The organism is Streptomyces albus subsp. albus (assembly GCF_000725885.1).
Taxonomy (GTDB): Bacteria; Actinomycetota; Actinomycetes; order Streptomycetales; family Streptomycetaceae; genus Streptomyces; species Streptomyces albus.
In genome coordinates this window covers 70,915-93,683 of sequence record NZ_JODR01000026.1, presented here as the reverse complement: position 1 = coordinate 93,683, position 22,769 = coordinate 70,915, and the positions used below count along the sequence as shown (strand labels likewise).

Sequence of the window (22,769 nt, the reverse complement as noted above, 5' to 3'; positions counted from 1 at the left end):
CTCCATGTGGCTGCCGCAGGGCGATGTGCGCGCCCTGGTGCAGATCGCGCACGGCGCGGCCGAACACGCCCGGCGCTACGACCGGTTCGCCCGCTTCCTGACCCGGAACGGTTACGCAGTCGTCGCCTCCGACCACCGCGGGCACGGGGCGACCGCCGCGCACACCGGCGGCTTCGGCGCTGTGGGCGAGGAGGGCTGGCGCGCCACGGTCGCCGACCTGAAGGAGGTCGGCGACCGGGCGCGGGCCCATATGCCCTCCGACGCCCCGTTCTTCCTTCTCGGGCACAGCATGGGCTCCCAGCTGGCGCGCGACTACGCACAGGAGTACGGCGACGGGCTGTCGGGGCTGGTCCTGTCGGGCACGTTCCGTTCGCTGCCCGGCTGCGATGTGGAGGCGGCGGTCCGGCGGCTGGAGCGGGAGATCGCCGAGGGCGGACGCGACGCCCCCTCCACCTTCACCGCCGAGCTGTTCGCCTCGTTCAACGATCCGTTCCCGCACCGCACCGGCTACGAATGGCTGACCCGCGACGAGGCGGAGGTGGACGCCTACGTCGCGGACGAGCGGTGCGGCTTCGCCTTTGGCGCGGGCCTGTCCCTGGACTGGGTGCTGGGCAACCGGAAGATCAACGACCCGGAGCAGTTCGCCCGCATCCCGCGCGCCCTGCCGGTGCACGTGGCCGTCGGCGAGCTGGACCCCTGCAACCAGCGTCTGACCCTCGTGTGGGAACTGCTGGAGGACTTCCGCTACCTGGGCACCCACGATCTGAGCTGGCGGGTGTACGAGGGGGCGCGGCACGAGATCCTCAACGAGACCGACCGGGACCAGGTCCAGGCGGATCTGCTGGAGTGGTTCGAGACCCATCTGGACCTCGGTCCCTGAGACCGCACCCGCTCCTGGCGGCGGGCCCCGGCGGCGGACCCGGCGCGGGACCCGGCGTCACCCGGTGCGCGTCCAGTCCTTGGCGAACTCGCCGGGCGAGGAGGGCGCCGCGTAGTACCAGCCCTGCGCCGTGTCGCAGCCCAGCCGGCGCAGCTGGTCGGCCTGGCTCTCGGTCTCCACGCCCTCCACCGTCACGGCCAGTCCCAGCGCGTGGGCGAGCGAGACGATGCCCTCCACGAAGGTGACGTCCACCGGGTCGGCGGGGTGGCATTGGAGGCCCCGGGTGAAGGAGCGGTCCAGTTTGAGGGTGGTGGCGGGCAGCTTGCGGAGGTTGGCGAGGTTGGAGTAGCCGGTGCCGAAGTCGTCCAGGGCGATGTCGACCCCCAGCTCCGCCAGCTGCCACAGTGGTTTCAGCTCGTCCTCGTCGGCACTGATCAGCGCCGATTCGGTGACCTCCAGACACAGTGCGGACGGTGCCACGCCCGCGGCCTCCAGGACGGCGATGGTGTCCCGCACCAGGTCCGGGTGGTGCAGTTGCCGGGGGGAGAGGTTGACGTTGACGCGCAGCGGCTCACCGTCCGCCCAGGTGCACGCCTGGGTGACGGCCTGCTCCAGCACCCAGCGGCCCAACGGCACGATCAGACCGGTGTGTTCGGCCAGCGGGATGAACCGGTCGGGGCTCAGCCGCCCGTGCACCGGGTGTTTCCAGCGCACCAGTGCCTCGGCGCCGTCCACCCGGCCGTCGCTCATCCGGATCAGCGGCTGGTACTCCAGGAAGAACTCGTCCCGCTCCAGCGCGCCGGGCAGATGGTTGGTGAGGCTGTGCCGGTCGATGGCGCGGGCCTCGGAGTCCGGGTCGGCCAGCGCGAACCGGTTGCCGCCGGCGTCCTTGGCCCGGTACATGGTGATGTCCGCGCTGCGCAGCACCTCGGCGGGCTCCCGCTGACCGGTGGCGCCCTCGACGATGCCGATGCTGGCGCGTACCGACAGATCGCGGCCGTCCACCGAGACGGGCGTGGCCAGCGCCGCCAGCAGGGAGCGGGCCAGGCAGGTGACCTCCTCGGTACCGCGGGGGTCGGACAGCAGCACGGCGAACTCGTCCCCGCCGATGCGCGCCACCAGGTGCGCGGGGGCGGTGGTGCACGACTGGAGGCGTTCGGCGACGGCGACGAGCAGTTTGTCGCCGACCGCGTGGCCGAGGCTGTCGTTGACGGCCTTGAAGCCGTCGATGTCCAGGTAGCACAGGCCGAACCTGTCCACTCCGCCGCTGGAGCCCAGGATGCGCTCCAGCCGTTCGGCGAACAGGGTGCGGTTGGGCAGGCCGGTCAGCTCGTCGTGCGTCGCCTCGTAGCGCAGCCGCAGATGCAGCAGGCGGCGTTCGGTGATGTCCTCCATGAGGGCCAGCTGGTAGCGGGGTTCGCCCTCGGCGTCGCGCAGCAGCGAGACGGTCAGATTGGTCCACAGCACGGTGCCGTCGGGGCGCTGGTAGGGCTTCTCCACCCGGAAGTGGTCCCGCCGGCCGGCGGCCAGCTCGCGGTGCAGCCGCCACACCTCGGGGGCGTCGTCCGGGTGCACCCAGTCGTTGATGTTGCGGCGGCGCATCTCCTCCTCGGAGCGTCCGAACATCCGGGCCAGTGCGCCGTTGGCGTCGCACAGCCGCCCGTTCATGTCGGCGATGCCGATGCCGAGGGTGGCGTCCTTGAAGACGGCGCGGAAGCGGGTCTCGGAGGCGTGCAGGGCTTCCTCGACCGCGGCCTGTGCGGCCAGCGCGGCGCGGGAGAGCGCTTCCTGTTCGGCCAGGGTGCGCTCCTGGACGGCGCGGGTGAACCCGGCGGCGATGGCGTGCTGGAGCCGGGCGCAGCGGGAGCGCGCCTCGTCGACGCCGAGCGGGGCGGGGGCCTCGTCGGCGGCCCCGGACCGTTCCGAGTAGAGCACCAGGTAGGACTCCACGACGCCGAGGATGTGCGGCAGGGCGTCGGGACTGGTGCAATGCGCGTCGGTCACCAGCAGCCGGCCGATCTCGCGGCCGGGCGCGGGGCTGAAGGGGTGGGCGTGCAGGGCCTCGCCGAGCCGTACGGCCAGCGGGTGGAGGAAGTCCTCCAGCTCGGCGCGGGTGAGCGAGGTCTGGGTGGCCGGGTAGACGGTGCGGCTCCAGATCCGCGCGAACCGGCGCGGGCCGTCGTGTCCGTCGTGGCCGGTTCCGGGGTGTCCGGCGTGCTCGGGATGTCGCTGGGGAACTGTCACGCCGCGGTCCCCGCCTTGCGGCCGACTCCGCCGAAGCCGCAGAAGACGACGGGGTCCTCGCGCTCCGGCGGGCCGTCGGGGCGCCAGGACGGCACCGGGACCAGGCCCGGCTCGACCGTCTCGAACTCCTCGAAGAACTCCTGGATCTGGCTCTTCGACCGGGTGACCAGGGGGGCGTTCGCGGCGTCGTAGACCTCCCGGAGCGCCGCGCAGCCGTCCCGGCGCGGCCCGCTCTCGGACGACGCGTGGGTGAGCACCAGCAGGCTGCCGGGCGGCAGTTGCCGGGTCAGTCCGGCCAGGCAGGCGCGGGGCTCGTCGCGGTCGGGTACGAAGTGCAGCACGGAGACGAGCAGGAGCGCCACGGGCTCGCCGGGCTCCAGCAGTGCCTCCACCTCGGGTGCCTCCAGGACGTCCTGGGGTGAGCGCAGGTCGGCGGAGACGGTGCCCAGCCGCGGGTCGCCGGACAGTACGGTGCGGCCGTGGGCGACGGCCACCGGGTCGTTGTCGACGTAGACGACGCGGGCCCGGTCGTCGAGGGCGTGCGCCGCCTCGTGCACGGTGCCGAAGGTGGGGATGCCCGAACCGATGTCGAGGAACCGGGTGATGCCCTGCTGGACCGCGAAGCGGACGGCGCGCCGCATGAAGGCCCGGTTGGCCTGGGCCACCTTCGGCAGGCCCGGCCACGCCTCGACGGCCCGCCGTGCCGCCTGCCGGTCGACCTCGAAGTTGTGCGAGCCGCCGAGGTAGTAGTCGTACATCCGCGACACGCTCGGCACCGACAGGTCGATGCCCTGGGGGGCCCAGGCGGGTCGTTCCATCGAAGGGGTCTCCAGCTCGCTGTGTGCACCGGCCGGTTCCGGCCGGGTCCATGAGGCTACTGACCCAGGTGCGGGCTGCGGAAGGAAACAGCGTTACTGGGGCTGGATCTTGCCCGGCCGCCCAGGGCCCGTGCCGGGAGGTATCGGGGCATAGTCCGCCTGGCCGCACCCATGATTTAATTGCAAGCTGTTTGCAAGAGCGTGTGATCTTGAACAAGGAGTGTGTCACGGATGACTGCCCGGACGGTACGGACAGCCACGGCGACGGCGACCGCCGCCGTCGTCCTCCTGTCCGCCGCCGCGTGCTCGGCGCCCGGCGACGGGGACGGTCCGGGCGGCGGCACGGACACGCTCACGGTCGGTGTCGCGCAGGAACCGGAGACCCTCAGCCCGCTGCTGGGCTACGGCAAAGAGGGCAACTCGAAGATATTCGACGGGCTGTTGGCCCACGACGCGAAGATGCACCTCAAGCCCGCGCTCGCCACCGGCCTGCCGAAGGTGAGCGAGGACGGCCGCACCTACACCTTCGACCTGCGCAAGGGCGTCACCTTCAGCGACGGGAAGCCCTTCACCGCGAAGGACGTCGTCTACACCTACGAGACGATCCTCGACAAGAAGACCAACAACGCCTCCAAGGGCGAGCTGGACGCCCTCGACAGCGTCCGGGCCGAGGGCGAGCACCGCGTGGTCTTCCACCTCAAGTACCCGTACGCGCCCTTCGCCGAGCGCACGGTGCTGCCGATCGCCTCCCAGGCAGTCGCCTCGAAGACGGACGTCAACACCGGCTCCTACAACACCAGGCCCGTCGGCACCGGTCCCTACATCCTCACCGGCTGGCGCAAGGGCGAGAAGCTCACGTTCAAGGCCAACCCGCACTACTGGGGCGGCAAGCCGAAGATCAAGCGGTTCACCGTCGCCGTCATCGAGGACGACGACGTACGCGCCACCCGGCTGCGCTCCGGCGACCTGGACGGCGCCATCCTGCCCCCCAACCTGGCCAAGGCGTACAAGAACGACTCCGGCAAGCGCACCTTCAGCGCCAAGACCGCCGACTACCGTGCCGTGACCCTCCCCACCGACAACCCGGTCACCGGCGACAAGGCGGTCCGCCGCGCACTCGACCTGGCCGTCGACCGCGAGGCCATCGTCAAGTCCGTCCTCAACGGCGCCGGCAAGCCCGCCTACGGGCCGCTGCCCACCGACAGCCGCTGGTTCGCCAAGGGCACCGAGCGCCCCCACGACCTGGCCCGCGCCAAGAAGATCCTCGACGACGCCGGATGGAAGCCGGGCAAGGACGGCATCCGTCACAAGGACGGCAGGCGCGCCTCCTTCACCCTGTGGTACTTCTCCGGCGACAAGCTGCGTCAGGACCACGCGCTGGCCTACGCCTCCGATGCCAAGAAGGCGGGCATCGACATCAAGGTGCAGGCCGGCAGCCGCGAGGTCATCCGCCCCAAGCTCAAGCACGACGCCATGCTGATGGGCAACGGCTTCCCCGCCGACCCCGACTTCGACCTGTACCCGACGCTGCACTCCTCGCAGATCGGCGACGGCTGGAACAACCTGGCCTACTACCACGACAAGACCGTCGACGAACAGCTCGACACCGCCCGCCGCAGCCGGGACGAGAAGGTCCGCAAGGCCGCCTACGACAAGGCGCAGCGGGCCCTGGAGAAGAACCCCGGCTACACCTTCCTCACCCACATCGACCACGTCTACGTGATCGACGACAAGTGGCAGGGCCTCACCACCCAGGTCGAGCCGCACGACCACGGCATCGGCGCCGGCCCGTGGTGGAACGTCCAGGACTGGCAGCCGAAGAAGTGAGCGAGTCGGTACCGGAGGCCGGGGTCCGCCCCGCCCACCCGTGCGCCTGCGCACCGGCGGCGGGCGTCCGGGGGCCGCGGGCCCGCCCAGCACGCCGCGGAGGCGTGGCAGTGGGGCGGTGGGCAGCGTGAACCGCCCCGGCATACGGCCCGTCGGGCGGCTGGTGGGACGGCGGCTGCTGGCCGCCGTCCCGGTGCTGGCGGCCGTCACCTTCGGAGTGTTCGCCGTGGCCGCCGCCTCGCCCTTCGACCCCGTCCAGCAGTACGCCGGCTCGGCCGGACTGACCGCCTCCCAGGAGACGCTGGACCAGCTGCGGCGCAATCTGCACGTGGACGGCCCCTTCTGGGAACGCTGGTGGGACTGGCTCACCAGCGCCCTGACCGGCGATCTGGGCGACTCCACGGCACTGCGCCAGCCCGTCGCCCAGGTGATCGGCGAACGGCTCGGCTGGTCGGTGCTGCTGTGCGCGGCCGGGTTCGCCCTCGCCGTCCTGGCCGGCACGGTACTCGGGGTGGCCGCCGCACGCCGCAAGGGCGGCCTGCTCGACCGCGCCGTCACCTCCCTCTCCTACACGCTGGAGGCCGCGCCGCCGTTCTGGATCGGGCTGCTGGGCATCTGGCTGTTCGCCGTCCAGTTCCACCTGCTGCCCGCGGGCGGCCTCACCGACAGCGGAACCGACACCGTCACCGCGGGCGGACTGCTGCGCCATCTGGCGCTGCCCGCACTGGTGCTGGGGATCTCGCAACTGCCCTGGTTCCTGCTGTACGTGCGGCAGGGTGTCGGCGACGCGCTGGAGGAGGACGCCGTCAGAGGAGCCCGCGCCCGGGGGCTGGCCGAGCGCACCGTGCTGCTGGGGCACGCGCTGCGCTCCGGACTGCTGCCCGTGCTCACCCTCATCGGCTCCCGCATCCCCGAACTGATCACCGGCGCGCTGCTGGTGGAGACCGTCTTCAGCTGGCCCGGTATCGCCTCGGCCACCGTGGAGGCGGCCACCGCGACGGACTTCCCGCTGCTGGCCGCCCTCACCACCCTGGCCACCGTGGCGGTGCTGGCGGGGAACCTGCTGGCCGACCTGCTGTACGGGCTGGCCGACCCCCGTGTCGCCCTGGAGGAGATGTGAGCACCGCGACAGCGCTCGGGAAGGGCGGTGCGCCGCGCGCCGGCCGCCGCGAGGTGCGGCTGTGGACCTGTGCCTGCGTGCTCGCGGTGGTCCTTGCGGCCGTGCTCCTCGTCCCGCTGCTGCACCCGCTGGACGAGCAGGCCGTCGACATGGCCAACAAACTGCACGCCCCCTCGGCCGCCCACCCGTTCGGCACCGACGACGTGGGCCGCGACGTGCTGCTGCGGTGCGTCTACGGGCTGCGCGTCTCGCTGCTCGTCGGCGTCGTCGCCGCGCTCACCGCGACCGTCATCGGTACCGCCGTCGGCGCGGCGGCCGGTGCGGCGGGCGGCAGGACGGACCGCATGGTGATGCGCGTGGTGGACGTCTTCTCCTCCGTGCCGCACCTGCTGCTGGGCATCTTCATCGTGGCGATGTTCCGCCCCGGGGTGTGGCCGGTGGTCGTCTCCGTCGGACTCACCCACTGGCTGTCCACCGCGCGGATCGTCCGCGCCGAGGTGCTGTCGCTGCGCTCCCGCGACTTCGTCGACGCGGCCGTCTCCGGCGGCGCCTCCCGGCTGCGGGTCGCCGTACGCCATCTGCTGCCCGGCGTACTGCCCCAGGCCGGACTCGCCGCCGTGCTGATGGTGCCGCACGCCATCTGGCACGAATCGGCCCTCTCCTTCCTGGGACTGGGCCTGCCCACGCACCGCGCCAGCCTCGGCAACATGATCCAGGACGCGCGGGGCACCCTGCTGGCCGGCGACTGGTGGCCCACCCTCTTCCCCGGCCTGTTCCTCATCGTGCCGACCCTCGCCATCGCCGGGCTCGCCGGGGTGTGGCGGGAGCGGATCAACCCGCGGCGCCGATCGGAGCTGATGCTGTGAGTGCCGACACCCTCACCCCCGAAACCGTGGCGGGACCCCCAGCCGCCGCCCACCCACTGCTGTCCGTACGGGAGCTGACCGTACGGTTCCGGATGCGCGGCGGCCGGGAAGTCGCCGCCGTCACCGATGTCGGACTCGACCTCGCGCCCGGGGAGTGCCTGGCGCTGGTGGGGGAGAGCGGCTGCGGCAAGTCCGTGCTGGCCTCCGCGCTGCTGGGGCTGCTGCCCGGCAACGCCCACGTCAGCGGGAGCGCGGTGCTGCGCGGACCAGGGGAGGCGGACGGGCTCGATCTGCTCACCGCCGACGAGGCCACCCTCGCCCGCACCGTACGCGGCCGGCGTGTCGGTCTCGTACCGCAGAGCCCCGCGGCCCATCTCACGCCGGTACGCACCGTCCGCTCCCAACTGGCCGAGACCGTACGGGAGCTGACCGGGGCCCGGGGCGAGGAGCTGAGGGCGGCCACCCTCACCGCGGCCGGCCGCGCCGCCTTCCCCGCCGACCACCTCGACCGCTATCCGCACCAGCTCTCCGGCGGGCTCGCCCAGCGGGCCGCCACCGCGCTCGCCCTCGTCGGTGACGCGCCGCTGCTGCTGGCCGACGAACCGACCACCGGGCTCGACCGCGACCTGGTGGACCGCACCGTGGACGAACTGCGCGCACACACCGACGAAGGACGCGGGCTGCTGATCATCACCCACGACCTGGCCGCCGCCGAACGGGTCGCCGACCGGGTGGCGGTCATGTACGCGGGCCGCATCGTGGAACTCGCCCCGGCACCGGACTTCTTCGGCACGCCCGGCCCCCGCCACCCTTACGCCCGCGGGCTGCTGGAGGCGCTGCCGGAACGGTCCTTCACCCCCATCCCCGGCATGCCGCCCGAACTGGGCGACCTGCCCGCCGGCTGTGCGTTCGCGCCGCGCTGCGACCGGGCCGCCGACGTCTGCGCCACGGTCCCGCAGCTGACCGGGGGAGTGGCCTGCCACCGCCCGCTGACGGCCGCGGCCGGCGAGGGGCCGGCCGCCCGCCGCGAGGGGAGCCGGGTGTGACCCCGCCGCGCACGCGCCACACCGGCCCTGCGGGCGGCGCCGGCCCCCACGCGCTGGAACTGCGGGACATCACCGCCGGCTACGACCGCCGCGCACCGGTGCTGCGCGGGGTCTCCCTCAGCCTGCGGGAGGGCGAGGCCGTCGGACTGCTGGGGCCCAGCGGCTGCGGCAAGTCCACCCTGGCCAAGGTGGCCGCACTGCTGCACCGCCCCGACGCCGGCACCGTCCACCTCGGCGGGGAGCCCGCCCGCGGTTTCCGGCACCGGGCGCCCCGCGCCCAGCGCACCGCTGTCGGCGTCGTCTTCCAGAGCCCCCGCCTGGCCGCCGACCCCCGGCTGACGCTCTCCGCACTGATCGCCGAACCGCTGCTCGCCACCGGCCGCAAGGCCGGGGCGGCCGACCGCACCCGGGAGCTGGCACGGGCTGTCGGGCTGGGCCCGGACCTGCTGGGCCGCCGCCCGCACGAGGTCAGCGACGGGCAGCTGCAACGGGCCTGCGTGGCCCGCGCGCTGGCACTGCGCCCCCGGGTGCTGGTCTGCGACGAGATGACCGCGATGCTGGACGCCTCCACCACCGCGGCCCTCGTCGCCGTCGTCGAGGACTACCGGGCCCGCTCCGGCGCCGCGCTGCTCGCGGTGGGGCACGACCGTACGCTGCTGGAGCGCTGGTGCGACCGCACCGTGGAACTGCACGGCGGCGGGACGGACTCCGCGCTCAGATCCGCACCCCGCGCTGCCGCAGGTACGTCAGCGGGTTGATGTCGCTGCCGTAACCCGGCCCGGTGCGTACCTCGAAGTGCAGGTGCGGACCGGTGGCATTGCCCGTCGATCCGGAGCGGCCGATGCGCTGCCCCGTGTTCACGGGCTGCCCCGCGCGCACCGAGATGGCCGACAGATGCCCGTACTGGCTGTACTTGCCGTCCCGGTGCCGCAGCACCACCTGGTACCCGTAGGCGTCGCCCCACCCGGCGGTGACGACCGTGCCCTCGGCGACCGCCCTGACGGTGGTGCCGGTGCCCACGGGGAAGTCCACGCCCGTGTGGTGTCCGGACGACCAGCTCCCGCCGGCTGCCCGGTAGGCCGTGCTGGGGCCCACCCCGGCCACCGGCGTGGTCGCCGTGGGCCCCTTGCGCTGCGGCGCCTGCTTCTGCGGTGTCTGTTTCCGGGGCGCCTGCTTCGGTGGTGCGGCCTGCTGCCGCTGGGTCTGCTTCTGCGGTGCGGCCTGCTGCTTGTGCGGTGCGGCCGGCTTCTGCGGCCGGGGGTGCTGCCGCTGTGACCGGTCCTGCTGCTGCGGGGTGCGCTGCTGGGCCCCGCGCTCGGCGGGTGCCGCGGTACGGGCCGGGCCGCGCTCGGCCTTCCGCTGGGTCTTCTGCCCGGGGCCGGTCATCTCCAGCCGCTGGCCCGGCAGGATCAGATCCGGGTCGTCGCCGATGGTGGGCCGGTTCCAGTCGTAGAGGCGGTGCCAGCCGCCCTCCACGCTGTGCGCGTCGGCGATGGCCGAGAGGGTGTCACCGCTGACGACCTCGTAGGCGGTCTGCTTCTTCAGCCGCTCCGCCCGGGCGCGGTCCGCCTTGGCCCGCTTGGCCGCCTCGGCGCGCTCGGCCTGCCCGGTGCGCTCCGGCTGCGGGCGGCTCTGTCCGGCGCGGTCGTCGTCCGTCCGCGCTCCCCTCGTGCTCACCCCGGCGGGTGTGCCGGCGGGTGCCGCGTCGGCGCGCGTCAGTCCGGCGCGGGGCCCGCAGTTCGGCCAGGCGCCCGGCCCCTGGCCCCCCAGCAACTTCTTGGCGACCGCGACCTGCTCGCTCCTGGAGGCGAGGTCCGCGCGCGGGGCGTAGGCCGTGCCGCCGTACGCCTGCCAGGTGCTCTGGGAGAACTGGAGGCCGCCGAAGTAGCCGTTGCCGGTGTTGGTGCTCCATTTGCCGCTGCTCTCGCAGGCGGCGACCTTCTCCCACACGTCGGCCGGTGCGGCGTGCGTGATCTGGGCGGCGGCCAGCGGGAGGGCGAGGCCGGCCCCGCCGGCCGTCATCCGTAAGGAGACGCGTGCGGCGGAACGTGGCTGGGGGCGGCGGTGGCGTCCACGAGCGGGCATGGCCCATTCCTCCGGTGTTCGGTGGCCGGCACGGGCGCGGCCGGGGGTCGGGTGGGTGGCGTGGTGGGGGCGCTACAGGTCCAGGCCGTGCTCGCGGGCGAGGCGGTGGGCGGCCTGGTCGGCGACGGACTCGTCGAGGTAGACCTCGCACACCAGGCGTCCGCTGCCCGTCATGTTGTGCTCCAGCTCGTACAGGCTGACCTCGCGGCCGTCGGCGAGCAGGAAGGCGTGCTGGTAGACCGTGCACCACACCTGGCAGTCACCGGGGTGGGCGCGGGGTTTGGGTACGTGCATGATGTGGTGCCCGAGCGCCGACGACAGCAGCCGCAGCGTCTCCTCACCCGGCCGGTCGGGGTTCTCCGCACGGCGCAGCAGCCTGCGGGCGTGCTCGGCCGAGTCGCTGTCCGCGTACTCCTGCGTGTACGTCGTACGGGAGGCCGCGGCGCCCGGTGGCCGGTCGAAGGGTGTCAGGGGGCGGGCGTCGGCCCGGTCCGGTTCGCGGCTGCCGCCCATCCGGCGGTGGACCCGGCGCTCGGAGCGGCGCAGCGCCTCGGCGTCGTCGTAGACCTCGTGCAGTTCGCCGGTGGCGTCGGGCGCGTCATAGCACAGCTCCCACAGCGGCAGGCTGCTGCCGTCGGCGAGCAGGAAAACGTGGCGGAAACTGCTGCATCGCAGCGCGGGCTGCGGGGTATTGCGGTGCCGCCAGCCGTGGAGTTCGACGTGGCACATCACCGCACTGCGTAGCCGCTCCAGGACCTCGTCGCGCACGTCGAACGGGTTCTGGGCGCGGGCCAGCAGTTCCTGGACGTGGTGAGCAGGCGTCAGGTGAGCTTCGTCGCCCATCGCGGACCCTCCCGGCGTGCAGCGGACTACCGACCGTCCCCGCGCGCACACACCGTAGCGCTCCGACTGCGGTGAGCGGGAGGAGTTGGCGGAATCCACTTGCCGAAACCCGTTGGGGAAGCGTTTTTTCGGCCGGATGTCCGTCCCTCCTCACAGCCCGGACGGGGGTGATCTGCGTCACGCGGGGAACGAGACGGTGGACGGTACGGGGGACGGACCGCGGCTGAAGGGAGCGCGGCGGTGACCACACTGCCCGTCGGATACGAGTCCTACTGGATGCTCTCCGCGGCGGGGGCGCCCCGCCCGCCGCTGCCGCCCGACAGCCGGACCGAGGTGGACGTCGCCGTGGTGGGCGGCGGCATGGCCGGCCTCTCGGTGGCCTGGGAACTGGCCCGCGCGGGCCGGAGCGTGGCCGTACTGGAGTCCGACCGGCTCGCCGCGGGCGTCACCGGCCACACCACGGCGAAGGTCTCCGCGCTGCACGGGCTGGCCTACAGCTGGCTGCGCGCCAACCTGGGCGCCGACCAGGCCCGGCACTACGCGGCCTCGCAGCAGCAGGCCGTGGAGCACGTGGCCGCCGTGGCCGCCGGACTGGGCGTCGACTGCGAACTCGAACGGGTACCGGCCCACACCTACGTGGAGTCCGCGGAGCACGAGGACGAGGTGCGCGAGGAGGCAGCGGCGGCGGCCGAGGCCGGACTCGCCGCCTCCTACGTCACCGACACCGGTCTGCCGTTCCCGGTGCGCGGTGCCGTCCGCGTGGAGGACCAGGCGCAGTTCCACCCCCGCAAGTACCTGCTGGCGCTGGCCGACGACATCCAGCGGCACGGCGGACTGCTTTACGAGCGCACCCGCGTGGTCGGCCTCGACGAGGGCGAACCGTGCGTGGTGACGGCCGAGAACGGCGCACAGGTCGCCGCGCGCGACGTGGTGGTGGCCACCCACTACCCGGTGTTCGACAGGGCGCTGCTGTTCTCCCGGCTCCAGCCCCGCCGCGAACTGGTCCTCTCCGCGGTGCTGCCCGCCCGCGACGACCCGGGCGGCACCTATCTGTCCCCGGAGCGCGGCACCCGCTCGGTGCGCACCGCGCCCTACCCGTTCGGGACCGGGCGGCGGCTGCTGATCGTCACCGGTGAGACGTTCACGCCCGGGACACCGGGCATCGGCGCCGTCGCCGCCCGCTATGAACGGCTGGCCGCCTGGACCTACGAGCGCTTCCCCAGGGCGCGGCTGGCCCACCGCTGGGCCACCCAGGACAACGAGACCACGGACCGGGTGCCCTACATCGGCCGCTTCCACGCAGCCGCCCAGCACGCCTATGTGGCCACCGGCTTCGGCGGCTGGGGGATGACCTCGGGAGTGCTGGCCGGGCAACTGCTGGCCGCGTACATCACCGAAGCGGAACCGCCGCCCTGGGCGCGGCTGTACGACCCGGTGCGGCTGCGCCCCGCCGACGGGCCGGCGCTGCTGCGGCTCCAGTCGGCGGTGGCCGGGCGGTTCGTGGGCGACCGGCTGCGGCCCAGCCACGTGGACTCGGTGGACGAGATCCCGCCCGGCACGGGGGCGCTGGTACGGGTGCGGGGCAGGCGCTGCGCGGTGCACCGCACCCCGGAGGGCGAGTTGCGTGCCCTCTCCCCGCGCTGCACCCATCTGGGCTGTCTGGTGCGGTTCAACGACGCGGAGACGGCCTGGGAGTGCCCCTGCCACGGCTCGCGCTTCGGCACCGACGGTTCGGTGATACAGGGCCCGGCGACCCGGCCGCTGGAACGGCGCGACCTGGGCGAGGACTGAGCCGGGCGCGGCGGCGGACGGGACGGCCCGGCCCCGTCCGCCGCCGGGTCAAAGCCGGTCCGGGCCAGAGCCGGTCCGGGGCAGAGCCGGTCCGGGTCAGAGCCAGTCCGGGTCGGTGTCCAGAACGACCGTCTCCCGCGCCTCCAGCAGGTCGAACTGCGGCCCTGTGCGGGGCAGTTCCACCCGGAAGAAGTACCGGGCCGCCTGCCGCTTGCCCAGCAGGAAGGGGTCGTCCTGCGGCCCTGCGGCCGACAGGGTGGCCAGGAACTGGCCCAGCCAGACCCACGCCACCACCACATGGCCGACCGCCTCCAGATAGACGGACGAGTTCGCCAGTGCCACCGTGGGGTCGCCCGGCTCCCACAGCCGCGCCGTGACCGTGACCACCCGTTCCCAGGCGGCGCGCAGCGACGCGCCGAGCCGGGCCGCCTCACCGCCGGCCGCGGCGGCCCGCTCCAGCGTCCGTCCGACGGCGTCCCCCAGTACCCGCAGCCCCTCGCCGCCGCCGCGCACCACCTTGCGGCCCAGCAGGTCCAGGCCCTGGATGCCGTGGGTGCCCTCGTGGATGGGGTTGAGACGGTTGTCGCGGTAGTGCTGCTCGACGTCGTGGTCGCGGGTGTAGCCGTAGCCGCCGAGCACCTGGATGGCCAGGCTGTTGGCTTCGAGGCACCACTGGGACGGCCAGCTCTTGGCGATCGGGGTGAGCACGTCCAGCAGGAGCCCGGCCCGCTCGCGTTCCTCCTCCGAACCGGCGGACTGCTGTTCGTCCACCAGCCGGGAGCAGTACAGCAGCAGGGCCAGCGCGCCTTCCACGTACGCCTTCTGCGCCAGCAGCATCCGGCGTACGTCCGTGTGCTCGACGATCGGCACCTGGGGAGCGGTCGCGTCCTTGCCGCCCGCGGCCGGCGGGCGGCCCTGCGTCCGCTCACGGGCGTAGGCGAGGGACTTGAGGTATCCGGTGTAGCCGAGCGCCATGGCGCCCGCGCCGACGCCGATCCGGGCGCCGTTCATCATGTGGAACATGCAGGCCAGCCCCTGGTGTTCGGCGCCCACCAGGGTGCCCACCGCGCCTGCCTTCCCGCCGGGACGGTGGCGGGTCCCCTCGCCGAAGCCGAGCAGCGTGTTGGTGGTGCCCCGGTAGCCCATCTTGTGGTTGAGGCCGGCGGGCACCACGTCGTTGCGCTCGCCGCGGCTGCCGTCGGGCCCCGGCAGGTACTTGGGGACGAGGAAGAGCGAGAGGCCCTTGACGCCGGGCGGGCCGCCGGGGATGCGGGCCAGTACGAGGTGGACGATGTTCTCGGCCAGTTCGTGGTCGCCGCCGGAGATCCACATCTTGGTGCCGAAGAGCCGGTAGGTGCCGTCGCCCTGCGGTTCGGCGCGGGTGGTGACGTCCGCCAGCGAGGAGCCGGCCTGCGGTTCGGACAGGCACATGGTGCCGAAGAACCGTCCTTCGAGCATGGGCCGCACCCAGGTGTCGATCTGTTCGGGCGAGCCGTGGGCGCACAGCAGCCGAGCGTTGCCGAGGGTGAGGAAGGGGTAGGCGGAGGTGCCGATGTTGGCGGCCTGGAAGAAGGCGAAGCAGGCGGTGGTGACGGTGTGCGGCAGTCCCATGCCGCCCGCCTCCTGGTCCATGGCGGCGGCCAGCAGCCCGGACTCGGCGAACACGTCCAGGGCGGGGCCGACTTCCTCGTGGGTGTGCACCCGCTCCCCGTCGAACCAGGGTTCCTCCAGGTCGTTGCGCCTGTTGTGGGGTGCGAAGTGCCGTGCGGCGATGCGTTCGCTCAGGTCGAGGGCGTCGTCGAACGTCTCCCGCGAGTGCTCCTTGTAGCGCTCGCGCCGGGTCAGCGAGGTGACGTCCAGCCAGTCGTGGAGCAGGAAGTCGAGATCGCGGCGGGCGAGGAGCGGTGCGGTGGTGGCCATGGCGGTACTTCCGATCCCGGGTGCGGCAGCACGGAGCGAGGTTTCTAAGCGCTTGCTCATGCTCCGTCGCGCTGTCCCGCCCTGTCAACGGCCCCTGGGCGGGCGCCTCCGGTCACGGCTTGCGGCCCACTCCCACGTGCAGGGTCAGCGCGCCCGGCGGCAGCCGCTTGCCCGGTCCGTTGCCGAGGCGCCACTGGTGGGCCATGGTCAGCCCCGGTTCGATCAGTTCCAGTCCCTCGAAGAACAGGGCGACCTGCTCCCGGGTGCGCGGGACGAAGGCGGTGCCGGCCCGCCGGTAGATGCCTATCACGTCGTCGGCCCGCTCGGCCGTCCCGTCGTCGGGCAGGTCGGCGATGCCGTGGCTCAGGCACAGGAAGCTGCCGGGGGCGAACGGACGGAGCAGCTCGCTCACGATCCGGTAGGGGTCCGCCTCGTCCGTAACGAAGTGCAGCAGCGCGTTGACCGACACCGCGACGGGACGGTCCAGATCCAAAGTGGTGCGTAACTCGGACGACCGCAGGATCGAGTCCGGGTCGGTGACGTCCGCGTGCAGATAGGCGGTACGGCCCTCCGGGGTGCTGCGCAGCAGGGCCTGCGCGTATTGGAGGACGATGGGGTCGTTGTCGGTGTAGACGATCCGGGCCTCGGGTGCTACGGCCTGTGCGACCTGGTGCAGATTGGGTGCGGTGGGGATGCCGCTGCCGATGTCGAGGAACTGCCGTACGCCGTACTCGGCCGCCAGGGTGCGGGTGGCGCGGATCATGAAGTCCCGGTTGGCGCGTGCCGCGGTGACGACCTCGGGCAGGGTGGCGACCACCGCTTCGGCGGCCTTGACGTCCGCCTCGTAGTGCGTCTTGCCCCCGAGGTAGTAGTCGTACATCCGTGCCGCGTGCGGTCTGGAGGTGTCGATCCACGGTCCGCTGCCGCTCCCGGGCGCCTCCGGGTCCTGCTGTGCAGATGTCATGCTGTGCGTCCCCCCGGTTCACATGTGAGGTGTCCTGCGGCGGTGCACCGGCCCGGCTCCGTCCCCCCACGGCCGGCGCCGACGGGCCCGGTGGGGCCCGTGGTCCGGGCGGCACGGCCTGTGGCAGCCTCCCACCGGCTGTGCCGCCTGTCACCCGGCGGCTGCGGCCGTCAGGGCTTGCGGGCCAGCCCCGCGAGCATGCTGGGCTGCCCCTCCTTCAGCTCGGTTTCCGCACCGGGCTCCGGGCGCCATTCGTGGGCCATGACGATGCCCGGCTCGACCAGTTCCAGTCCGTCGAAGAAGCGGGCCACCTCGCTACGGTCGCGCAGCCGCAGCGACGTACCGCCCTTGGCGTAGATCTCCTCCACCTCCCGGCCCAGCGCGGCCAGTTCCGGGTCGTCGATCTGGGACGTGGCGTGGGAGAGGCACAGATAGCTGCCGGACGGCAGCCGGTCCAGCAGCCCGCCGAGGATCTCGTAGGGGCCCCACTCGTCGGGGACGAAGTGGAACAGCGCGTTGACGGAGAGGGCGACGGGCTCGGTCAGGTCGATGGTGGAGCGCAGCTCGTCGGAGTCCAGGATCGTCTCCGGCTTGGCGGCGTCCGCCTGGAGGTAGGCGGTGCGGCCCTCCGGGGTGCTGTGCAGGAGGGCCTGCGCGTACTGGAGGACGATGGGATCGTTGTCGGTGTAGACGACCCGGGCCTCGGGCGCTTCGGCCTGCGCGACCTGGTGCAGGTTGGGCGCGGTGGGGATGCCGCTGCCGATGTCGAGGAACTGCCGCACCCCCGCTTCGGCCACCAGCCAGCGGGTGGCGCGGATCATGAAGTCGCGGTTGGCCCGCGCCATGGCGCCGGCGAACGGCACGGTGGCGATCACCGCTTCGGCGGCCTGGACGTCCGCCTCGTAATGGGTCTTCCCCCCGAGGTAGTAGTCGTACATCCGCGCGGAGTGCGGCTTGGTGGTGTCTATCCCGGGGATGTGTCCCTCTGCCGTCATCGCGGCCTCTCCGTTCTCCGGTCCCGTTCTGGGTCGTGCGGTCAGTCGGAGGCCAGCAGGAAGTCGGCCACGCCCTGCTTGGCGCCCTGGAGGAAGGTTTCGAACTCGTGGGTGGTGTAGATCAGCGCCGGGCCCTCCGGGTCGGTCGACTGACGCAGCGCGACCCGGCCGTCGCCGAGCTTCATCGCTTCCACGCAGCTGCCGCCGTTGGGGCCGCTCCAAGGCTTCTGCCAGCCCTCGGTACCGAGGTTCTTGGCCGGCATGCCGTTGTATATGTGGGGGCGGGAGTGGCCTGTGTGACCCATGGTTCTAAAACTCCTTGCGGATCTCACCGAGGACGGCCTCGGTGTGTGGTACTGGCGCGGCTTGCGCGCCCATGCGGTCCAGCACCTCCAGGTAAGCGGCGGTGTCCGGACGCTGGTCCAGGTACGCGGCGCCCGTCAGGCTCTCCGTGTAGACGATGTCCGGCAGCTCCGGAATGTCGAAACGGAAGAGCTGGAAGGGCCCGAACATGCCCGGGTGCGCACCCGAGGTGAACGGGATGATCTGCAGCGTGATGTTCTGCCGCCGGCTCATCTCGACCAGATGGTCGAGCTGCTCGCGCATCACCTCGGGGGAGCCCACGTGGCGCCGCAGCACCTGCTCGTCGAGCACGGCCCACAGCACCGGCGCGTCGGGTCCTTCCAGGAGCCGCTGCCGGCCCATCCGCAGCTGCACCCTCCGGTCCAGCTCCTCCTCGTCGGCGGAGGGGAACCCGGTGCGCAGCAGCGCACGCGCGTACTCCTCCGTCTGGAGCAGTCCGGGGACGCAGTGCGGCTCGTACGCCCTGATCAGGCTCGCCTCGCCTTCGAGGCTCACGTACAGGCTGAACCACGGGGGCAGTACGTCGCGGAAGCTGTGCCACCAGCCGGGGCGGTTCGCCTCGTCCACCAGGGACAGGAACGAGGCGGTCTCCTCCTCGGAAAGGCCGTACATGCGCAGCAGCTTCTCCACGTACGGCGGCTTGAGGCCGACCTCCGCCTTCTCCATGCGACGCACCGTGGTCGTGTTGACGCTCAGTGCGTGCGCGGCGTCGGCGAAGGAGCAGCCGGCGCGCTCACGGAGATCGCGCAGCCGCAGGCCGAGCACTATCTGCCCCACGGTCGGCGCGGAACGGGCCTCGGCCACCTCTGCCTCCTCGACTGCCACCGTCAGCGGATCCTGACGGATCAGCAGTGTGCCATGGCTGCCGTGCAGCAGCCATAGTGCCCGTGCGATTCTGCGAATTGCAGAACTCCTCTTGCCATCTGTCAAAGAGGTGCGCATAGTGAGAGCGTGACCCAGCTCATGAGGCTGCGGCGCCGGAGCCGCATCGCGTCGCCCGCGTCGTCGGAGGGCCTGCCAGCGACGGCCCTGCGGCAACCCCGCGCGTGCGCCGGGATGCCCGCATCCCGTGCGGAGCGCCGCCCGGCCCGTGCGGTGCGCCCGGACCATCCGCCGGCGGCCGTCCCCTCGCCCCACAGGCAGACGGAAGGCGTGTCCCCCGTGGCCCCCTCGTATCCCCCTGCGCAGCTCTCCTTGCCGGCACCGGCCCCCGCGGCCGATGAAACGCGGCAGGAGGGATTCGAGCTCCCCGCACACACCTCGTCCGTCGCCCGCGCCCGGGCCCGGCTGCGCAGCCAGCTCGACCGCTGGGGCTTCCCCGAGGAACTCGGACACACCGCGCAACTGGTCATCTCCGAATTCGTGACCAACGCGGTGCTGCACACCGACACCGTCCGCATCGGGTGCCTGATCCAGCTGAACGGCAAGCGGCTGCGCATCGAGGTGACCGACGAGGGCTCCCAGCGCTGCGGACCCCAGCCGCGCAGCGCCACCCCGGACGAGGTCAACGGCCGCGGACTGCAACTCGTCGGCGCCCTCGCCCAGCGCTGGGGCGTCTCCGTGCGGGACACCCGCTGCGGGCGGACCGTCTGGGCGGAACTGGGGCTGGGCGCCACCGTCTGACCTCTGACCGGTCCACGCCCCGCCACGCCCGAACGATCCCGGCTCCTCCCGCTATGTGCCGCGCCACGCATCGATTTCCGCACGTGGAAAGGCGGTTGGCGTGGTCCGGACCGGTTCCCGCGTGTCATGCTTCCCGACGACGAGCGGCGCGCACACCGGCAGCGCCGCCGCACGGGGACAGGCACGGGGAAGTGCACCGGGACGACGTGGGGCACCGATGCGGGAAGAACCTGCCGGGACGGACGATCTCGGAGTGGACATCACCATTCCGAGCGTCTCCCGGATGTACGACCACTATCTGGGCGGCAAGGACAACTACGCCGTGGACCGCGAAGCGGTCGCCGCGCTGGAGCGGCGACTGCCCGGCAGCCGGGTTCTCGCCCACGACAACCGCAGCTTCCTGAGGCGCGTGGTGCGGACCCTGGCCCGCGACTACGGCATCCGCCAGTTCATCGACCACGGCTCGGGCCTGCCCACCCAGGACAACGTGCACCAGATCGCCCAGCGCGTCGACGCCGGCGCCCGCGTCGTCTACATCGACAACGACCCCATAGTGCTGGCGCACGGCCGCGCACTGCTGGAGGACACCCGCTCCGCCGTCGTCGCGGCCGACATCCGCGACACCGACACGATCTTCGCCAGCCCCGAGGTGAGCCGCCTCATCGACCTGTCGCAGCCGGTGGCGATGCTGTTCGTGTCGGTGATGCACTGCCTCCCCGACGCCTCCGACCCCGCCGCCCTGGTACGCCGCGCCATGGCCCGCGTGCCCTCCGGCAGCGTCATGGTGCTCAACCAGCTGGTCAGCCACCACGCCGAGACCCGCGACTTCGTCACCGGGTTCATGGACCACTGCACCAGGGGCAACTGGGGCCGGGTGCGGGAACCCGCCGAGGTGGCCGCCTACTTCGCCGGGTACGAGGTGCTGGAGCCGGGCCTCGTCGAGATCAACTCCTGGCGCCCCGACTCGGAACTGTGCTGCCGCGCGCGCGGCGGCGGCCCCTGGTTCGAGTACGGGGGAGCGGCCCGCAAGCCGTGAGCGAGCCCCGCCGGACATCCGGGTGGGCCCCGCCGGGGAGCCGGCCCGAAACCGGGTGCGTTCCGGGCCGTGCCGTGCTGGGATCCCGTGGTATGCATGCCATGCCTGCCGGGACGACCGGCCTGACGGAGCGGATGGAGGCGAATCTGGCGGAACACGCCTGCCATCTGCACCGGGACATGACCGGCGCCACCGTCACGGAGAGCGGCGACCTCCTGATCGCCGACAGCGGCCTGGACGACGACACCTTCAACATCGTCGCCGCGGCCCGCTTCACCGCCACCACCGCACCCGCACGCGTCGCCGAGACCGTCCGCACACTGACCCGCACCGGCCGCCCCTTCTCCTGGTGGGTGGGGCCCGCCTCGACGCCGCCGGACCTCGGCGCCCGACTGGCGGCGGCCGGCCTGCCGGCGTCCGAGCACGAGACCGCCATGTGGGCCGAGCTGGACGACCGCCTCCCGGAGCCCTCCGTGCCGGGACTGGAGATCCGGCCGGTGACCACGGTGGAACAGCTCACCGACTACGCCGCGGTGCTCGCCGCCAACTGGACCCCGCCGGCCGGCACAGTCCGCCGCTTCCTCGCCCGGGCCGCCCCGCGGGCACTGGACGCCGACTGCCCGGCCCGCTACCTGGTCGGCTACGCGGAGGGGCATCCGGTCGCCTCGGCGGAGGTGTTCCTGCACGCCGGCGTGGCGGGGATCTACAACATCTGCACCCTGGCCGCCCACCGCCGGCGCGGCTACGGCGGTGCCCTCACGCTCGCCGCGTTGCGGACGGCCCGCGAGCACGGCCACCGCGTCGCGGTCCTCCAGGCGTCCGCCGAGGGGGAGTCCGTCTACCGGCGGCTGGGCTTCAGCTCCTGCGGCCGGTTCACCGAGCACGCCGTCCGCCTCTGACGTCCCCGCCCGGGCCCTTTCCGGGCCCGGGATCAGTACTCGCTCAGCAGCTTCTCCAGGAACTCCACCGTCTGGGCCGGCGGTTCGGCCCTCGCGCACAGGCGGTCCATGACCACGAGATAGCCCTCGACCTCCTCGCGCTTCTCCAGGTAGAGGGAGCTGGTGAGCTGTTCGAGGTAGACGATGTCGGGCAGGTCCGGTTCCGAGAAGCGCAGGATGGTGACCGGGCCGCCCGCCGCGGCGAGACCGCCCAGGGTGAACGGGGCGATCTGGAGGGTGATGTTGGGCCGCTGGGCGGCCTCGATCAGGTGCTCGATCTGGGCCCGCATCACCTGGCGGGAGCCGAGCGGCCGGCGCAGCGCGGCCTCGTCCATCACGGCCCACAGCCGCGGCGCGTGCGGCTGTTCCAGGATCGCCTGCCGCTCCATGCGCAGCCGGATGCGCCGCTCGCTGCGCTCTTTGTCGTCGCGGGGGTGGCCCAGCCGGATGACCTCCCGCGCGTAGTCCCGCGTCTGCAACAGACCGGGTACGAACTGCACTTCGTACATACGGATGACCGACGCGGCCTCTTCCAGGCCGATGAGCCGGTCGAACCACGGGGACATCACATCGCTGTACTTCTGCCACCAGCCGGGGGTGCCCGCCTGCCGGGCGAGGGCGAGGTACTCCTCGCGCTCCCGCGGGTCCCACACCTCGTACAGCGTCAGCAGATCGGCGACATCGCGTTCCTTGCAGCCGACACGGCCCAGCTCCAGGCGGCTGATCTTGGCATGCGAGCCGCGGATCGCCTCGCCCGCGGCCTCGCGGGAGATGCCGCGCGCCTCGCGCAGTCGGCGCAACTGGGTGCCCAGGACGATGCGGAGGATCGTCGGACCGCCTCTGGGGTGGTCCAGGATGCGTCCGGGCGGCGCCTCGCGCCGCGGCTGTGCTGCCATCGCGCCCGCCTAGCTTCCCTGAGTGACTGACCGGACGCTCAGTGTCCCATCCGGCTCACCGGGCGTACAGCGGTACCGGTCAGCCCGCCGGGATGCGCAGGTCCCCGGGCCGGCGCGCGGCAAGGACCCGCCGCCGCACGTCCGTGTCGTGCGGCGGCGGGGTCCGTGGGGTGGTGCGTGGTGGCCGTCAGCCCCGTGAGCGGGTCAGCCCTGGGCCTCCAGCAGGTCGTCGAAGTCGCCGTCCTTGGCGCCCTGGACGAAGGCCGCGATCTCGGCCGGGGTGTAGACGAGCGCCGGACCCGACGGGAAGCGGGAGTTGCGCACGGCGACGCCCTGGCCGGGAAGAGCGGCCACCTCCACACAGTTGCCGTTCGGGTTGCTGCGGCGGCTCTTGCGCCACACCGCACCCTCGATCTTGGTGGCCTCGATGCCGTTCTCGATCTGCATGTACGTCTCTCCCTACGTCACTTGCGTTCCCCCGTGGGCGGTTGCGACGTCTGGAAGCGTCTCACAA

The 22,769-nt window shown here is 72.7% G+C and carries 21 protein-coding genes; 10 read left to right on the top strand and 11 right to left on the bottom strand.

All coding sequences use genetic code 11. The features are described 5' to 3' along the window. Nucleotides 1-4 precede the first annotated feature (4 nt). A complete protein-coding gene (locus IO40_RS0126925) occupies nt 5-880 on the top strand; it encodes an alpha/beta fold hydrolase (RefSeq protein WP_041968895.1) in 876 nt (291 codons plus the stop codon). Between the two features lie 57 nt (nt 881-937). On the opposite strand, the gene IO40_RS0126920 is transcribed toward IO40_RS0126925, so the two are convergent. Then, nucleotides 938-3,124 (bottom strand): putative bifunctional diguanylate cyclase/phosphodiesterase, encoded by a 2,187-nt coding sequence (locus IO40_RS0126920; protein WP_016470922.1) that lies wholly within the window; start codon nt 3,122-3,124, stop codon nt 938-940. Beyond that, nucleotides 3,121-3,942: an SAM-dependent methyltransferase gene (locus IO40_RS0126915; protein ID WP_016470923.1), complete on the bottom strand. Its 822-nt coding sequence runs from the start codon at nt 3,940-3,942 to the stop codon at nt 3,121-3,123. The genes IO40_RS0126920 and IO40_RS0126915 overlap by 4 nt, the downstream gene beginning before the upstream one ends. 231 nt (nt 3,943-4,173) lie before the next feature. Between IO40_RS0126915 and IO40_RS0126910 the strand changes: the two genes are divergently transcribed. From IO40_RS0126910 to IO40_RS0126890, 5 genes are all read left to right on the top strand, one after another. Next, a complete protein-coding gene (locus IO40_RS0126910; protein ID WP_016470924.1) occupies nt 4,174-5,769 on the top strand; it encodes an ABC transporter substrate-binding protein in 1,596 nt (531 codons plus the stop codon). Between the two features lie 127 nt (nt 5,770-5,896). Next, the gene (locus tag IO40_RS0126905) at nt 5,897-6,889 is read left to right on the top strand and encodes an ABC transporter permease (protein WP_030406050.1); all 993 of its coding nucleotides are present in this window, start codon (nt 5,897-5,899) and stop codon (nt 6,887-6,889) included. Further along, nucleotides 6,886-7,755: an ABC transporter permease gene (locus tag IO40_RS0126900; RefSeq protein WP_016470926.1), complete on the top strand. Its 870-nt coding sequence runs from the start codon at nt 6,886-6,888 to the stop codon at nt 7,753-7,755. The genes IO40_RS0126905 and IO40_RS0126900 overlap by 4 nt, the downstream gene beginning before the upstream one ends. Further along, nucleotides 7,752-8,801, top strand: coding sequence for an ABC transporter ATP-binding protein (locus tag IO40_RS0126895; RefSeq protein WP_016470927.1), 1,050 nt, complete (start codon nt 7,752-7,754; stop codon nt 8,799-8,801). Before IO40_RS0126900 ends, IO40_RS0126895 begins: the two co-directional genes overlap by 4 nt. Further along, entirely contained in the window at nt 8,798-9,559 is a 762-nt protein-coding gene (locus IO40_RS0126890; protein WP_016470928.1) for an ABC transporter ATP-binding protein, read from the top strand. Before IO40_RS0126895 ends, IO40_RS0126890 begins: the two co-directional genes overlap by 4 nt. On the opposite strand, the gene IO40_RS0126885 is transcribed toward IO40_RS0126890, so the two are convergent. Together IO40_RS0126885 and IO40_RS37780 are read right to left on the bottom strand one after the other, a co-directional pair. Next, nucleotides 9,516-10,886: a transglycosylase family protein gene (locus IO40_RS0126885; protein ID WP_031176284.1), complete on the bottom strand. Its 1,371-nt coding sequence runs from the start codon at nt 10,884-10,886 to the stop codon at nt 9,516-9,518. The two genes, IO40_RS0126890 and IO40_RS0126885, sit on opposite strands and share 44 nt — an antisense overlap. Before the next feature lie 72 nt (nt 10,887-10,958). Beyond that, entirely contained in the window at nt 10,959-11,729 is a 771-nt protein-coding gene (locus IO40_RS37780; RefSeq protein WP_016470930.1) for a DUF6227 family protein, read from the bottom strand. Between the two features lie 240 nt (nt 11,730-11,969). On the opposite strand from IO40_RS37780, the gene IO40_RS0126875 reads away from it, so the two are divergent. Continuing rightward, nucleotides 11,970-13,520, top strand: coding sequence for an FAD-dependent oxidoreductase (locus tag IO40_RS0126875; protein WP_016470931.1), 1,551 nt, complete (start codon nt 11,970-11,972; stop codon nt 13,518-13,520). A 96-nt stretch (nt 13,521-13,616) separates the two neighbouring features. On the opposite strand, the gene IO40_RS0126870 is transcribed toward IO40_RS0126875, so the two are convergent. From IO40_RS0126870 to IO40_RS0126850, 5 genes are all read right to left on the bottom strand, one after another. Continuing rightward, nucleotides 13,617-15,440 carry an acyl-CoA dehydrogenase gene (locus tag IO40_RS0126870; RefSeq protein WP_016470932.1) on the bottom strand — a complete coding sequence of 608 codons (1,824 nt, stop codon included), beginning with the start codon at nt 15,438-15,440 and terminating at the stop codon, nt 13,617-13,619. A gap of 112 nt (nt 15,441-15,552) precedes the next feature. Beyond that, the gene (locus tag IO40_RS0126865; protein WP_016470933.1) at nt 15,553-16,404 is read right to left on the bottom strand and encodes an SAM-dependent methyltransferase; all 852 of its coding nucleotides are present in this window, start codon (nt 16,402-16,404) and stop codon (nt 15,553-15,555) included. Between the two features lie 170 nt (nt 16,405-16,574). Continuing rightward, complete coding sequence (locus tag IO40_RS0126860; RefSeq protein ID WP_016470934.1) at nt 16,575-17,399, bottom strand: SAM-dependent methyltransferase; 825 nt, start codon at nt 17,397-17,399, stop codon at nt 16,575-16,577. A gap of 41 nt (nt 17,400-17,440) precedes the next feature. Then, nucleotides 17,441-17,704: a DUF397 domain-containing protein gene (locus IO40_RS0126855; protein WP_016470935.1), complete on the bottom strand. Its 264-nt coding sequence runs from the start codon at nt 17,702-17,704 to the stop codon at nt 17,441-17,443. Between the two features lie 4 nt (nt 17,705-17,708). Continuing rightward, the gene (locus tag IO40_RS0126850; RefSeq protein ID WP_030406059.1) at nt 17,709-18,566 is read right to left on the bottom strand and encodes a helix-turn-helix domain-containing protein; all 858 of its coding nucleotides are present in this window, start codon (nt 18,564-18,566) and stop codon (nt 17,709-17,711) included. A gap of 357 nt (nt 18,567-18,923) precedes the next feature. Between IO40_RS0126850 and IO40_RS0126845 the strand changes: the two genes are divergently transcribed. The 3 genes from IO40_RS0126845 (at nt 18,924) to IO40_RS0126835 (ending at nt 21,320) form a co-directional block, all read left to right on the top strand. Beyond that, nucleotides 18,924-19,385, top strand: a complete 462-nt coding sequence (locus IO40_RS0126845; RefSeq protein ID WP_033230087.1) for an ATP-binding protein — start codon at nt 18,924-18,926, stop codon at nt 19,383-19,385. A gap of 217 nt (nt 19,386-19,602) precedes the next feature. Next, nucleotides 19,603-20,421 carry an SAM-dependent methyltransferase gene (locus IO40_RS0126840; protein WP_016470938.1) on the top strand — a complete coding sequence of 273 codons (819 nt, stop codon included), beginning with the start codon at nt 19,603-19,605 and terminating at the stop codon, nt 20,419-20,421. A gap of 134 nt (nt 20,422-20,555) precedes the next feature. After that, nucleotides 20,556-21,320: a GNAT family N-acetyltransferase gene (locus IO40_RS0126835; protein WP_030406061.1), complete on the top strand. Its 765-nt coding sequence runs from the start codon at nt 20,556-20,558 to the stop codon at nt 21,318-21,320. Nucleotides 21,321-21,352: 32 nt separating this feature from the next. Here IO40_RS0126835 and IO40_RS0126830 read toward each other — a convergent pair whose 3' ends face one another. Continuing rightward, nucleotides 21,353-22,255 (bottom strand): helix-turn-helix domain-containing protein, encoded by a 903-nt coding sequence (locus IO40_RS0126830; protein WP_016470940.1) that lies wholly within the window; start codon nt 22,253-22,255, stop codon nt 21,353-21,355. Nucleotides 22,256-22,459: 204 nt separating this feature from the next. Next, nucleotides 22,460-22,702 carry a DUF397 domain-containing protein gene (locus tag IO40_RS0126825; RefSeq protein ID WP_016470941.1) on the bottom strand — a complete coding sequence of 81 codons (243 nt, stop codon included), beginning with the start codon at nt 22,700-22,702 and terminating at the stop codon, nt 22,460-22,462. Between the last annotated feature and the right edge of the window lie 67 nt (nt 22,703-22,769).

Coding starts and splice junctions, on each gene's coding strand:
- IO40_RS0126925 (WP_041968895.1), top strand. CDS start 5: ATGTGGCTGCCGCAGGGCGATGTGCGCGCCCTGGTGCAGATCGCGCAC.
- IO40_RS0126915 (WP_016470923.1), bottom strand. CDS start 3,942: ATGGAACGACCCGCCTGGGCCCCCCAGGGCATCGACCTGTCGGTGCCG.
- IO40_RS0126910 (WP_016470924.1), top strand. CDS start 4,174: ATGACTGCCCGGACGGTACGGACAGCCACGGCGACGGCGACCGCCGCC.
- IO40_RS0126885 (WP_031176284.1), bottom strand. CDS start 10,886: ATGCCCGCTCGTGGACGCCACCGCCGCCCCCAGCCACGTTCCGCCGCA.
- IO40_RS37780 (WP_016470930.1), bottom strand. CDS start 11,729: ATGGGCGACGAAGCTCACCTGACGCCTGCTCACCACGTCCAGGAACTG.
- IO40_RS0126870 (WP_016470932.1), bottom strand. CDS start 15,440: ATGGCCACCACCGCACCGCTCCTCGCCCGCCGCGATCTCGACTTCCTG.
- IO40_RS0126865 (WP_016470933.1), bottom strand. CDS start 16,404: ATGACATCTGCACAGCAGGACCCGGAGGCGCCCGGGAGCGGCAGCGGA.
- IO40_RS0126860 (WP_016470934.1), bottom strand. CDS start 17,399: ATGACGGCAGAGGGACACATCCCCGGGATAGACACCACCAAGCCGCAC.
- IO40_RS0126855 (WP_016470935.1), bottom strand. CDS start 17,704: ATGGGTCACACAGGCCACTCCCGCCCCCACATATACAACGGCATGCCG.
- IO40_RS0126840 (WP_016470938.1), top strand. CDS start 19,603: ATGCGGGAAGAACCTGCCGGGACGGACGATCTCGGAGTGGACATCACC.
- IO40_RS0126835 (WP_030406061.1), top strand. CDS start 20,556: ATGGAGGCGAATCTGGCGGAACACGCCTGCCATCTGCACCGGGACATG.
- IO40_RS0126830 (WP_016470940.1), bottom strand. CDS start 22,255: ATGGCAGCACAGCCGCGGCGCGAGGCGCCGCCCGGACGCATCCTGGAC.
- IO40_RS0126825 (WP_016470941.1), bottom strand. CDS start 22,702: ATGCAGATCGAGAACGGCATCGAGGCCACCAAGATCGAGGGTGCGGTG.